The sequence below is a fragment of the Mycobacterium sp. NGS15 genome (assembly GCF_059813245.1).
Window position 1 is genome coordinate 309,868 of sequence record NZ_JCALEF010000004.1, and the last position, 12,958, is coordinate 322,825.

11 protein-coding genes are annotated in these 12,958 nt (G+C 65.4%); 3 read left to right on the forward strand and 8 right to left on the reverse strand.

The annotated features are described in order from the left end of the window. Window positions 1-23: 23 nt before the first annotated feature. From gad to glmS, 4 genes are read right to left on the reverse strand one after another with little or no spacing between them, the layout of a single operon-like run. Window positions 24-1,454 (reverse strand): glutamate decarboxylase, encoded by a 1,431-nt coding sequence (gad, locus tag AC5Y5C_RS12590; protein ID WP_499972534.1) that lies wholly within the window; start codon window positions 1,452-1,454, stop codon window positions 24-26. Between the two features lie 10 nt (window positions 1,455-1,464). Continuing rightward, window positions 1,465-2,898 (reverse strand): NAD(P)H-hydrate dehydratase, encoded by a 1,434-nt coding sequence (locus AC5Y5C_RS12595; RefSeq protein WP_499972535.1) that lies wholly within the window; start codon window positions 2,896-2,898, stop codon window positions 1,465-1,467. Next, window positions 2,895-3,848 carry an alpha/beta fold hydrolase gene (locus AC5Y5C_RS12600; RefSeq protein ID WP_499972537.1) on the reverse strand — a complete coding sequence of 318 codons (954 nt, stop codon included), beginning with the start codon at window positions 3,846-3,848 and terminating at the stop codon, window positions 2,895-2,897. Before AC5Y5C_RS12600 ends, AC5Y5C_RS12595 begins: the two co-directional genes overlap by 4 nt. 21 nt (window positions 3,849-3,869) lie before the next feature. Further along, window positions 3,870-5,735 (reverse strand): glutamine--fructose-6-phosphate transaminase (isomerizing), encoded by a 1,866-nt coding sequence (gene glmS / locus AC5Y5C_RS12605; RefSeq protein ID WP_499972539.1) that lies wholly within the window; start codon window positions 5,733-5,735, stop codon window positions 3,870-3,872. Between the two features lie 65 nt (window positions 5,736-5,800). Here glmS and AC5Y5C_RS12610 point away from each other — a divergent pair, with 65 nt between their 5' ends. Continuing rightward, complete coding sequence (locus tag AC5Y5C_RS12610; RefSeq protein WP_499972540.1) at window positions 5,801-6,667, forward strand: dienelactone hydrolase family protein; 867 nt, start codon at window positions 5,801-5,803, stop codon at window positions 6,665-6,667. On the opposite strand, the gene AC5Y5C_RS12615 is transcribed toward AC5Y5C_RS12610, so the two are convergent. From AC5Y5C_RS12615 to AC5Y5C_RS12625, 3 genes are read right to left on the reverse strand one after another with little or no spacing between them, the layout of a single operon-like run. Then, window positions 6,668-6,898: a hypothetical protein gene (locus AC5Y5C_RS12615; RefSeq protein WP_499972541.1), complete on the reverse strand. Its 231-nt coding sequence runs from the start codon at window positions 6,896-6,898 to the stop codon at window positions 6,668-6,670. After that, on the reverse strand, window positions 6,895-8,559 hold the full coding sequence (locus AC5Y5C_RS12620) for a hypothetical protein (RefSeq protein ID WP_499972543.1): 1,665 nt from the start codon (window positions 8,557-8,559) through the stop codon (window positions 6,895-6,897). Before AC5Y5C_RS12620 ends, AC5Y5C_RS12615 begins: the two co-directional genes overlap by 4 nt. Further along, window positions 8,549-8,857 carry a WXG100 family type VII secretion target gene (locus tag AC5Y5C_RS12625; RefSeq protein WP_499972546.1) on the reverse strand — a complete coding sequence of 103 codons (309 nt, stop codon included), beginning with the start codon at window positions 8,855-8,857 and terminating at the stop codon, window positions 8,549-8,551. The genes AC5Y5C_RS12620 and AC5Y5C_RS12625 overlap by 11 nt, the downstream gene beginning before the upstream one ends. A 103-nt stretch (window positions 8,858-8,960) precedes the next feature. Here AC5Y5C_RS12625 and AC5Y5C_RS12630 point away from each other — a divergent pair, with 103 nt between their 5' ends. Together AC5Y5C_RS12630 and AC5Y5C_RS12635 are read left to right on the forward strand one after the other, a co-directional pair. After that, complete coding sequence (locus tag AC5Y5C_RS12630) at window positions 8,961-9,998, forward strand: LLM class F420-dependent oxidoreductase (RefSeq protein ID WP_499972548.1); 1,038 nt, start codon at window positions 8,961-8,963, stop codon at window positions 9,996-9,998. 60 nt (window positions 9,999-10,058) lie between these two features. Beyond that, entirely contained in the window at window positions 10,059-11,573 is a 1,515-nt protein-coding gene (locus AC5Y5C_RS12635; protein WP_499972550.1) for an alkaline phosphatase D family protein, read from the forward strand. Here AC5Y5C_RS12635 and glmM read toward each other — a convergent pair. After that, window positions 11,570-12,913, reverse strand: a complete 1,344-nt coding sequence (gene glmM, locus AC5Y5C_RS12640) for a phosphoglucosamine mutase (protein WP_499972552.1) — start codon at window positions 12,911-12,913, stop codon at window positions 11,570-11,572. The genes AC5Y5C_RS12635 and glmM overlap by 4 nt on opposite strands. Between the last annotated feature and the right edge of the window lie 45 nt (window positions 12,914-12,958).

Genomic DNA, 12,958 nt, shown 5'->3' on the forward strand with positions numbered 1-12,958 from the left:
TCGCTCCGCTCCTACCCGCCGCATCAGTGGGCGAACGGCTGCACCGCGTCGAAGTGTCCGTTTGGTTTCAGCTCGTCAAGTCCCTTCAGCACGGTGACGAGGTCGTCGCGCAGCGCCCGGGCAAGATCACCCGAGAATCCCTCGCGCACCACCACCCGCAGCACCGCGATATCGGTGACATCCTCGGGCATGGTGTACGCCGGTACCTGCCAGCCGAAGGCCCGCAGCGAATGCGAGATATCGAACTCGGTGTACGGCTGTTTGCCCGTCAGCCGGAACGAGACCACCGGAATTGCCGAGCCATCGGTGATCACCTCGAAGTGCTCGCTCTTGCGCAGCTCGTCACCGAACCAGCGGGCGGTCTCGGACAAGGAACGCATCACCTGTGCGTATCCGGCGCGGCCCAGTCGCAGGAAGTTGTAGTACTGCCCCACCACCTGATTGCCCGGCCGCGAGAAGTTCAGAGTGAACGTCGGCATGTCACCGCCGAGGTAATTGACCCGAAACACCAGCTCTTCGGGCAGGTGTTCCTTGCTGCGCCACACCACGAAACCGATTCCGGGATAGGTCAGGCCGTACTTGTGCCCGCTGACATTGATCGACACCACCCGCGGCAGCCGGAAGTCCCAGTGCACTTCGGGGTGTAGGAACGGCACCACGAAGCCGCCACTGGCGGCATCGACGTGCACCGGCACATCGGGCTTGCCGGGCGTGGCAGCCAATGTGTCCAGCGCCGCGCAGATCTCGGCGATGGGCTCGAGCTCACCGGTGAAGGTGGTGCCGAGAATGCCCACCACGCCGATGGTGTCGTCGTCCACCGCACCGAGTACCTGCTCGGGGGTGATGACATACCGGTCCTTTGCCATCGGCAGGTATCGCGGCTCGACATCGAAGTACCGGCAGAACTTCTCCCACACCACCTGCACGTTGGAACCCATCACCAGATTCGGCGTGCGCCCCTTCCAGCCACTGCCGTCGGCGCCGCCCACCTTGGCGCGCCAGCGCCACTTGAGCGCCAGCCCGGCCAGCATCACCGCCTCACTCGATCCGATCGTCGACACCCCGGTCGCCGACGACGGATCCTCTGCCGACAGGTCCTCGGCGTGGAACAGATCGGCCACCATGGCCACACATCGCGACTCGATCGCGGCGGTCGCCGGATACTCGTCCTTGTCGATCATGTTCTTGTCGAATGTCTCGGCCATCAGCTTCTCGGCCTCGGGATCCATCCACGTCGTCACAAAGGTGGCCAGATTCAGCCGGGAACTGCCATCGAGCATCAGCTCGTCGTGAATGAACCGATACGCGGCCTGCGGGTCCATCGGCTCGTCGGGGAGGCGCAGCGCCGGGATGGGCGCCATCGACAACCGGCCGGTGTAGGCGGGGCTAAAGGACGAGGCGTTGATCTTGCCGGCGTGGGCCGAGAGGCTGAACTGATCGCGGGGATTCGACATAACCCGATTCTCACCCTATTTCGGCGATCGCCCACCGCAGATGTCCAAGAAGACGAGAAGCCGAGATAGGGGCCGTGCCCGGACCCGGATCCGCCGCGGCGGCAGCGGCCGCGCGAGCGTGCACATAGGCGCCCATCGCCGCGGCCTTGCCCGGGGGAACTCCAGCGGCCAGGAGGGCACCGATCACACCCGAGAGCACGTCGCCCGAACCCGCCGTCGCCGCCCACGATCCGTGTGACCGATTCACGTATGCGGTCCCGTCCGGCTGCGCGATGACGGTGACATTCCCCTTCAGGAGCACCGTGGCACCCAACCGCACCGCCAGCGACCGCGCGGCGCCGATCCGGTCGGGGCCGGGCGGCTCACCTGCGAGCCTCCGGTATTCACCGGCGTGCGGGGTCAGGATCGTCGCCGCGTCGCGCGATGCCACCAGATCGGCCAGCTCGGGGTGCTCGGCAAGGATCGTCAGGGCATCGGCGTCGACGAGCACGGGCAGACCGCCCGACAGCACCCGCCGCAAGGTTCGCGTCTGGCGCTCGCCGGTACCGTATCCGGGCCCGATCACCCAGGCTTGCACTCGGCCGGCGGCCTCTTCCGTCTGGGTGGCAATCACTTCCGGCCAATGCGAAACCACCTCGGCGGCAGCAGATCCGGCATACCGAACCATCCCGGCCGTCGCGGCGACGGCAGCACCTGTACACAAGATGGCCGCCCCGGGATAGGTGTGCGATCCCGCCAGCACGCCCGTGACCCCCTGCGTGTACTTGTCGTCGGCCGGTCCGGGAACGGGCCACGCGATCGCCACATCCTCCGCGTCGAGTTCCCGGATCGTCGACGCGGGAAGATCAAGCCCGATGTCGATCAATCTGACCTCACCGCAATCGCCAAGGGCATGAACGGGTTTGTAAGCACCGAACGTCACGGTAACCGCGGACCGGAAGGCCGGGCCGTCCACCGCCCCGGTGTGTACGTCGACGCCGCTGGGAATGTCCACCGCGACCACCGGAATGCCCTCGGCATTGATCTGCTCGGCGATCTCGGCGGCTCCCGGGCGCAGCGGACCGATTCCCGAGATTCCCACAACACCGTCGAGAACCAGATCGGTGTCCCTGGGTACCGCGGACACCACCCGGCCGCCGGCCTTCCGGAAGGCGGCCAGACCGGCGCGATGGGCCCGGTTCGGATTCAGCAGCAGCGCGCTGGCGGCGACACCCCGTCGACGCAGGAAGGTCAACGCCCACAGGGCGTCTCCTCCGTTGTCTCCGGAACCCACGATCGCGCACACGCCTCGCCCGGCTACCACTCCGGCCCGGCGTGACAACTCGTCCGCGACAACCGTGGCCAATCCGTATGCCGCGCGCCGCATCAAAGCTCCCTCGGGCAACGCCGCCAGCAGCGGCGCCTCGGCATCCCGAATCTGCCCGGCGCTGTAGTAGTGCCTCATGAACTCTGCGCTCCCCTCGCTCCCCCGTCTATATCGTCGAGGAACTGGTGGGTGACATCGGAAATCCGTTCCGGGAACTCGCCGTTGAGTGCATGCGAGGCGTCGCTCCACTGCTGGACCCGCGCATGCGGCAGTAGCAGTTGCGCCCGGGCCGCGGCCCGCTCGGGACGGTGGACGATGCTGCGCCCCGCAATCACCGCCAGTACCGGCAACCGCAAACCTCGGAGCTGCTCATCGGTGAACGGGCGCGGCGTGGGCAGATACATCGCGAAATCGCGCATCCCGGAAGAGATCAGCGCCGCCTCGGGCACCGACTCATCGACCGGTACGCCGCCCGAAATCCAGCTCAACAAGCGGTTCCGGAGCCACTGTGGCATGCCGGGGATGACCGCGCCGAGGGACACCACGAGCATTTTCCACGTGACCGGGGCGAATGTCATCGCCGGATCCAGCAGGGTCAGGGAGGCGAGCCGGTTCGGGTATCGGACCGCGTGATTGACGGCATTCCAACCGCCGATCGACAGGCCGAGCATGTGTACGCGGTCGAGTTCGAGTCCGTCGAGCACGTCCTCAAGCCACGCGGACTGATCCTCGGCACCGGCGATTGCCTTGTGCTGCACGCTCATACCGGCCTCCCCGAGCAGGTCCAGGGTATAGACGGTACGCCGCGTGCTCAGCGATGCCAGGTTGGCGCGCCACACGGGAGTAGACGCGTTCCGGCCGGGAAGCAACACCAGCGGAGTCCCCGGTGCTGACCCAAATCTGTACGCCCGCACAGTCCCAAACCGAGTGTCAATGTCCGCACTGGAGATCACCGAGGGCAGGTCATCCATTCCGCGCAGATACGCCCGCACGAACCTGCCAAACGCCGCCTCGTCGATGAAATGCCCCAGCTTGTCCGCCGCCCAACGCTTTCCGACGCGATGCATAGGTACCGCAACGGAATTCATGCAGACGGCCTACGGCTGCCGCTACTCGACTGTTACCGACTTGGCCAGGTTTCGCGGCTTGTCCACGTCATACCCGCGGGCCTGCGCGACCGCCGCCGCGAACACCTGCATCGGGATCGTGGACAGCAGCGGTTGGTACAACGTCGACACCGCAGGAATCTCGATGAGGTGGTCCGCGTACGGCCGAATCGTCTCATCGCCCTCTTCGGCGATGACGATCGTCCGTGCCCCGCGGGCCTGAATCTCACGAATATTGCTGAGCAACTTCGAATGCAACAACCCCATGCCCTTGGGCGACGGCATTACCACGATGACCGGCAGTCCCTCTTCGATCAACGCGATCGGACCATGCTTGAGCTCTCCCGCTGCGAAGCCCTCGGCATGCATGTACGCCAGCTCCTTGAGCTTGAGCGCACCTTCGAGTGCCACCGGGTATCCGACATGGCGCCCCAAGAACAGGATGCTCGAGGATTGGGCGTACTGCCGCGCAAGCTCGGCGACCGGATCCATCGCATCGATCACGCGCTGGATCAGTTCCGGCATGGCCTCCAGCTCGTGGTACTCACGCGCCACCTCGTCCGGGTACTTGGTCCCGCGAGCCTGCGCCAGGGCAAGGCCCACAATGTAATTGGCGGTTACCTGCGCCAGGAACGTCTTAGTCGCGGCGACACCGATCTCCGGCCCGGCCCGCGTGTACAGCACCGCATCGCACTCGCGGGGAATCTGCGAGCCGTTGGTATTGCAGACCGCCAGCACCTTGGCCTTCTGCTCCTTGGCATGCCGCACCGCTTCCAGGGTGTCGGCAGTCTCACCCGACTGCGAAATGGCGACGACGAGGGTGCTGCGATCCAAAACCGGGTCGCGGTAGCGGAATTCGCTCGCGAGCTCGATCTCCACGGGCAGCCGCGTCCAGTGCTCGATGGCGTACTTGGCCAGTAGACCCGAGTGGAATGCCGTACCGCACGCCACCACAAACACCTTGTCGATATCGCGCAGTTCCTGATCGGAGAGTCGCTGCTCGTCAAGCACTATCCGGCCGAGATCGAAATGCCCCAACAACGTGTCGGACACCGCCGCCGGCTGTTCGGCGATCTCCTTGAGCATGAAGTACTCGTAACCGCCCTTTTCCGCGGCCGACAGGTCCCAGTCGATCGTGAACACCCGGGCATTGTGGGTGTCGTCGTTACCCGCGAAGTCGGTGATGCGGTAGCCGTCGGCGGTAATGACAACAACCTGGTCCTGCCCCAACTCGACGGCTTCCCTGGTGTATTCGATGAATGCGGCGACATCGGACCCGAGGAACATCTCGCCGTCGCCGATGCCTACTACCAGCGGAGTGGACCGGCGTGCGGCCACGATCGTGCCCGGGTCATCGGCGTGGGAGAAGACGAGGGTGAAGTGCCCCTCCAACCGTCGCACGATGGCCTGCACCGACGCCACGAAGTCGCCGGCAGTGTCTCCAGATTCGTACTGGCGCGCCACCAGATGCACCGCCACCTCGGAATCGGTGTCGCTGGCGAACTCGACGCCGGCCGCCTCCAGCTCGGCGCGCAGCACCGGGAAGTTCTCGATGATCCCGTTGTGGACCACCGCCACCTTGCCACTCGCATCCTGATGCGGGTGAGCGTTGCGGTCGGTGGGAGCACCGTGGGTGGCCCAGCGGGTGTGGCCCATCCCCGTCGTCGCGGCGAAGGATTCACCGGATTCCGCGATCGCGGACTCCAGGTTGGCCAGCCGGCCCGCCTTTCGCTGCACCAGAAGACCGCCGCTGCCGTCGGCCAGCGCGACTCCCGCGGAGTCGTAGCCCCGGTACTCGAGCCGCCGCAGCGCCTCAAGGACGACACCAAGGGCGTCCCGGTGGCCGACGTACCCGACGATTCCGCACATAGCCCACCAGGGTAGTTCAGTTCCCGCTGCGGTCCGCAACGACAACCATCGGCTACGGTCATGCCATGGCGAGTACCCGCACGCTATTCAAAGCCCTGACCCGTCGCGGTCCGCACAAGGTTCTGCGCGGCGACCTGGCCTTCGCGGGTGTAACCGGCGTCGTCTACACACCGCATTCCGGCTTTAATCTGCCAGCGGTGGCGTTCGGACACGACTGGCTCACCGGTACGGACAAGTATCGAGCCACCCTGGAACACCTCGCGTCCTGGGGAATCGTCGCGGCGGCCCCCGATACCGAGAAGGGGTTGATCCCGTCACACCTGAATCTGGCTGCCGACTTGGCCACAACGCTCGAGATCGTCACCCGGGTACGGCTCGGCGACGGGAAGATCAGCGTGCATCCGACCAAGCTTGCGCTCGCAGGTCACGGGCTGGGGGCCTCGGCGGCGGTCTTCGCGGCGACCCGATCTCCGGTGCTGGTGGACAAGAAGAATCGTCCCGCCGGGGCCAAGGCCGTCGTGGCACTGTTTCCCAGTCAGACTCAGCCGCCCGTGGAGAACAGTGCGGCCGCGCTGACCATTCCCGGATTGGTGGTCACGAGCACCGAGGACACACAGTCGCTGCGATCGAATGCCTTGGCTCTCGTGCGCGCGTGGCCGGGTGCCGAGCTACGGAATGTCGCCAAGGCGAAGTCCGGTGGGCTACCCGAACACAGCTGGCTGCGTAGGTTTGTCGGTCTCGGCGGATCGAACCGGGCCACCCAACGCAACACTCGTGCCCTGCTGACCGGATATCTGCTGTTCCAGCTCGCGGGCGACAAGCGCTACCGCGACTTCGCGGATGCCACGGCGGAGCTGCCGAATACCTCGCTGCCCGATGTCGCCGAGCTGGAGATCAGCGAGATCGATCGCGTGCAATCGCTACTGAGGTAGTCAGCGCCTCCACCGCTGCCAGCGGTACACATCGTCCTCATCGAAATCAGACTCGTTCACGTGGATCTGCGTAGGCATCCGAAATTCATGGACGGATTTCGCGGTGGTCACGGGCACCTGTTCGCCGGACGGGATCTCGTCACGAGCCGCGTCGGCCTCATCGCGCAGCTGGTCAAGGGTGCTCTCGAAATCCGAGACGATTCCCGCGAGCGCGTCGGTGATATCGATCATCGTCCGGCCTTGGGCAGTTCATCGGCGGCGATCTCACACGGCGTCTCCCCGGCATCGGTCCCCGCGGCCTGAGGCCGTGCTGGCTGGCCGGTGGGCCCAACCGATGGCACGGGTGACGGCTGCTGCGCCCCGGCAGGTTGAGGCTCGGGATGCTGAGGCGCGGAAACCGGCTGCTGTGCATGGACCGGCGGCGGGCTCATCGGCGCCATCGAGCCCGCGGGCTGCGCACCCGAGAGGCCGCCGCTGGACGGAGGAACCCCGCCCCCCAGTGGCGTCGTACCCAGCGGCGCACCAGAAGCGGTCTGGCCCGCGGGGGCCGGTGTGGCCTCCGGTCCGCTGGCACCCGCCAACTGGACGCCCGGGCCCTGGATCGGCTTGCCATCCGTGGCAAAGGTTCCACCTGCATCGGTGCGGGCCTCCTGGATGGCCGCATCCTTGGCCGCCGCCATCTTGGCGTCCGGGTCCTTCTTGTCGGCAGCCTCGTCGGCCTTCCCGTCGATCTTGTCGTCGGGCTTCTCATCGGGCTTCTCATCGCCTGATCCGGGTTCTCCGCCCTGTCCCATCTGATCGAACGGGATGTTGGAGAGGCCCTCGGTAATCGCGCTGACGATTCCGCTCGCCGCCTGGCCGATCGATCCCAGGGCACCCGTCATGGCGCCGGTCAGGCCACTGACAATCTGGCTCGGGTCCATGCCCTGCTGCCCCTGCCCCTGCCCCTGCCCCTGTCCAGCACCCTGCTGCCCGGCGCCGGACATCTGGCCGCCCTGGTTACCCATCGCGGAGGCCGGCGTGGCCGTGCCCTGCATCCCGCCACCTGCGGTGCCGCTGGCCGAACCACTGTCGCCGCTGCTCTGTGCACCGCCGCTGGCGCCGGGTTCCTGCTCCCCGCCCTTGCCTTTCCCCTTGTCCGCGGGGTTCTGCTGGGGCTCGGTATCCGAGTCGTACTCGGGCCCGAGCTGGCCGGGCGGGTTCTTGAACTCCGGAGGCAGCTCCTGTTTCAGCGCGCTGATCAAGGTGTCGTATGCCTCGCCGCCCTTACCCCAGGCAAGCTTCATCGCGGGCAGCCATTTGCCCTCGATGTTCTGCTGGACATGCGGCCCGATCTTCGTCGCGTTGGTCTCGTCGGCCACAGACTTGTCGCCAGTGCCGGTCTTGTAGGTCGCGACAGCACTGTCGAAGGACGCGCGGTCGGTCACCAACCCGTCGACCATGGTCGATGCCTGCTTCTTCAGATCGACGATGGTCCACAGTGCTTCGCGCAACCCGTCCAGACCGGTGGATACCTGTCCGAACTCCTTGGTCACCGCATCGGCAGTGGAGTTGTGTGTCCTAAGGAACTGGTTGGCAGCCTCCGAACCTTGGCCTTCCCACATCCCCATGAGCTGCTGCAGCTGTCCGTGCTGACGCTCGGCGGCGGCTTTCATCGTGGTCACCGCACTCTTGAACAACTCGAGATCCGCGCCGAGCTTGTTCAGATCCATGCCGGCATCCATGTCGTACCAATCGAACAGCTGGCGCTCGTTGGCGGTGAGGTCCGGGTTGGTGATCGTGACCGGAGACTTGCCGTTCCCCCGGATCGCGGCGGTCGTGTAATTCTGCGAGTTCGCGATCGCCTGGATTCCCTCGCTGCGCAGCGACTCGATGTCGTATTTACCGGCCATTGGCTGCAGCCAACCTTGCCTTGTTCTTGGCGTCACGATCGGCATACCGTTGCGCAGTCGCGCGCAGCTGCTCGGCGATCGCGGTGTTGGTGCTATGCCAGTTCTCCAGGTGAGTTACCACCTCGCGCAGGCCGCTCATGACCTCATCCCCCTTGGCGGTATGCCACCGCCCGGCCGATGCCCCGCCAAAGGACAATCCGCGCAGCTGCGCAATTGCTTTGTTCAGCTCATCAGCCACGCTGTCGAACTCCCCAGCGACCCCCCGGACACCAGCGACATTGATCGAGGTTTCTCCCATATTGACTACGACGGGGACATACCCATTCCGGTTCCATCTTTTTTCACCGATCTGCGGATCATGCACCTTCCCGTTCAACCGCTTGGTCGGGTAGGGTCGCCGCATGCGCATTGGAACCACGTTGAGCTACGCCGGGGGATTCACCGAGGTCGTCGACGAGCTCGCTGAGCTGGAGAAAGTCGGGCTCGACATCGCGTTCGTCGCCGAGGCATACTCGTACGACGCCGCCAGCCAGCTCGGGTATCTCGCCGCCAAGACATCGACCGTAAAGCTCGCGTCGGGCATCTTCCAGCTCTACACCCGCACCCCCACCCTGCTGGCGATGACGGCGGCCGGCCTGGACTACGTCTCCAATGGCCGGTTCGTCCTCGGCATCGGCGCCTCGGGTCCCCAGGTCATCGAGGGATTCCACGGCGTGAAGTACGACGCTCCGCTGGGCCGTACTCGTGAGACCGTCGAGATCTGCCGCAAGGTGTGGCGCCGCGAACGCCTGGAGTTCGAGGGCAAGTACTTCACCGTGCCGCTTCCTCCCGAGCAGGGCACCGGCCTGGGCAAGGCGCTGAAGCTGATCAATCACCCTATACGCGAACGCATTCCGGTACTGATTGCCGCTCTTGGCCCCAAGAACGTGGCACTGACCGCGGAGATCGCCGAGGGCTGGCAGCCCATCTTCTTCCTCCCAGAGAAGGCCAATGACGTGTGGGGCGCCTCTCTGGCCGAGGGCAAGGCCAAGCGCGACCCGTCGCTCGGCGAGCTTGAGGTCTACGCCGGCCCAGCCTTGGCGATCGGTGATGACGTCGAGGCGCTGTACGGGTTCGTCAAGCCGAGCCTCGCGCTCTACATCGGCGGTATGGGCGCCAAGGGCAAGAACTTCTACCACAACCTCGCGACCGCCTACGGGTTCGGCAAGGAAGCCGACCGCATCCAGGAGCTCTATCTGGCGGGCAAGAAGGCCGAGGCAACCGACGCGGTGCCCGACGAGCTGGTCAGAAACATCTCGCTCATCGGACCGAAGAGCTTTGTCGCCGAACGGGTGGCGGCCTTCAAAGAGGCGGGTGTAACGACCCTCAATGTGGCACCGCTCGCCGCCGACTCGGCAGGCCGGATCAAGCATGTCGAGGCACTGCGCGAGCTGCTCTGATTCGCCCGCCGTTCGCCTAGCGTTCGGCGTGTGTTCGCGCGGGACCCTGAAAGTGGTGGGATGACAGCCATCCCGCGCCGCACCGTCTTGCGCGCCACCCTGCTGGGAATCGCGGTTGCTCCGGCCGTCGCGTGCGGACCGGCGTTGGTGACGGCCCGGCCGAGGCTTACCCACGGCGTGGCAAGCGGGTTCCCCCGCACCGACGGCGCGGTGGTCTGGGCCCGCTCGGATCGCCCCGCCAATATGATCGTCGAAACTTCTGCCACCGAAAGCTTTTCGGATCCGCGACGTTTCACCGGTCCGGCCCTCACGCCCGAATCGGACGGAACAGGCCGACTGCGTCTCACTGGCCTGCCCGCGAACACCGAAGTGCATTACCGGGTGACACTCGACTCGGACGGGACACTGAGTGAACCCGTCAGCGGCGTCTTTCGGACCGCGCCGACGACCGCGGAAAATGTGCGGCTGATCTGGTCGGGCGATGTCGCGGGCCAGGGCTTCGGCATTAATCCGGATGTCGGCGGAATGAGCATCTTCCGCACCATGGCGGACCGAAATCCGCAGTTCTTCATCCACAGCGGGGACACCGTGTATGCCGACGTGCCGATTCCGGAGACGCTGACGTTGCCCGACGGACGGGTCTGGCGAAATCAGGTGTCGGAGGCGAAAAGCGCTGTCGCGCAGAACCTCGAGCAGTATCGCGGTCAACACGCCTACAACCTGACCGATGCCAACTACCGGTACTTCAACGCACACGTGCCGCAACTCGTGCAGTGGGATGACCACGAGGTGATCAATAACTGGTATCCCGGGGAGATTCTCGAGAACGACAAGTACACCGAAAAGAGAGTCGACGTACTCGCGCAGTACGGACACCAGGCGTTCCACGAATGGCAACCGATCGAACCACGTGAGGCCGTAGATGGCCTTGTATACCAACAGGTCTCATACGGTCCGCTGTTGGACGTATTCATTCTCGATATGCGCAGCTACAAGGACCCAAACTCCCCCAACCGGCAGCAGCACGGCGCCATCTTCGGCGCTCGCCAAACCGAATGGCTGATCAACGCCATGGCGTCGTCGAAGGCGGTATGGAAGATCGTCGCCAACGACCTGCCGCTCGCGCTGGTGGTCCCCGACGGCAAGACAAACTTCGAGGCCGTCGCCAACGGCGATAACGGCCCAGCGCTGGGACGGGAAATCGAACTGGCGCATATTCTCTCGCAACTCAAGGCACTGCGGGTCCGCAACGTGATATGGCTGACCGCCGATGTGCACTACACCGCGGCACACGAATACGCACCCGCGCGTGCCGCCTTCACGGACTTCGACCCGTTCTGGGAATTCGTGTCGGGACCACTGAATGCCGGCGCCGGCCAGGAGAAGCCGCTCGATGGAACCTTCGGCCCGCGGGCCGATTTCGTTCATGCGGCACCGCCCGATCAGCAATCACCGCTCGACGGTTACCAGCACTTCGGACAGATCGACATCGACGGCGGAAGCGGCGATCTGACCGTCACACTGTGCAATGCTGCCGGCTCCGCGCTGTACACACGCAGGCTGTCGCGCGTTTAGACCGCGCCGACCACTTCAGCCACCCGCTCCGCCAGACGTTGTGCGGTCGATTGCTCGTCCGCCTCGACCATGACCCGAACGAGTTGCTCAGTTCCGGAGGGACGCAATAGAATTCGCCCGTTACCCGCGAGCTCAGACTCCACCGCGGCAACGGCGGCGAGCACCTCCGGCGCCTGCGCCACCGTCTGCTTGTCCGAGACCGGCACGTTGATGAGCGTTTGCGGCAGACTACGCATCGCGGATGCGAGGTCGGCCAAAGACTTACCTGTTTGCGCCATCCGGGACATCAGTCGCAAGCCCGTCACTATGCCGTCTCCGGTGGTGGCCAGGGAAGGCAGCACAATATGACCGGATTGTTCACCGCCCAGGGCGAATCCGCCCGCACGTAGCTCCTCGAGCACATAGCGGTCGCCGACGGCGGTCACCTTGACGTCGATGCCCGCAGCGCGCATGGCGATATGTAGCCCTTGATTGCTCATCACCGTGGTGACCAGCGTGTTGTCGGTGAGCTCACCGGCGTCCGCCATGGCCGCGGCAAGCACGACCATGATGGCATCACCATCGATGACGTTGCCGCCGGCATCCACCGCAAGACATCGGTCAGCGTCGCCGTCATGCGCAAGCCCGAGGTGGGCATCGTGTGCCTTCACGGCGGCCTGCAGCGGACCGAGATGCGTTGACCCACAACCATCGTTGATGTTGAGGCCATCCGGGTCGGCATTGATGTCTATCACGTGAGCGCCCGCGGCCCGGTACGCCAGCGGAGCGGCGTCCGAGGCCGACCCATGCGCGCAGTCGACCACAACGGTCACTCCACTCAGCGGATGGGTCGCGGCATTGGCGACATGATGCAAATACCGGTCGAGTGCGTCCACTGCATCGTGCACGCGCCCGATTCCCGCTCCGGTCGGACGTGCTGCGGGAGCGTCCAGCTGTGCCTCGATGGCGTCCTCTGCGGAGTCGTCAAGCTTGTGGCCGCCGGCGCCGAAGATCTTGATGCCGTTGTCGGGCATAGGGTTATGCGAGGCCGAGATCATGACGCCGAAGGCCGCGCCATACGCGCCGGTCAGATACGCCACCGCCGGGGTGGGGAGCACACCGGCCCGGAGTACATCGACACCCTCTGCAGCGATACCCGCGACAACCGCCGCCTCCAACATCTCCCCGCTCGCGCGCGGATCGCGGCCCACGACAGCGGTGGCGCGTCCCTTCGCCAACGACCGTGCCGCGGCCGATCCCAGGGCGACCGCCAGTTCGGCCGTCAGCTCGGCATTCGCGACACCGCGGACGCCGTCAGTGCCGAATAGTGATGAGCCGCTCGCGCGAAGAACGTCAGACACCGTGCCCATTCCTTAAATTTCTCACACCAGACTGGCCCAATAACG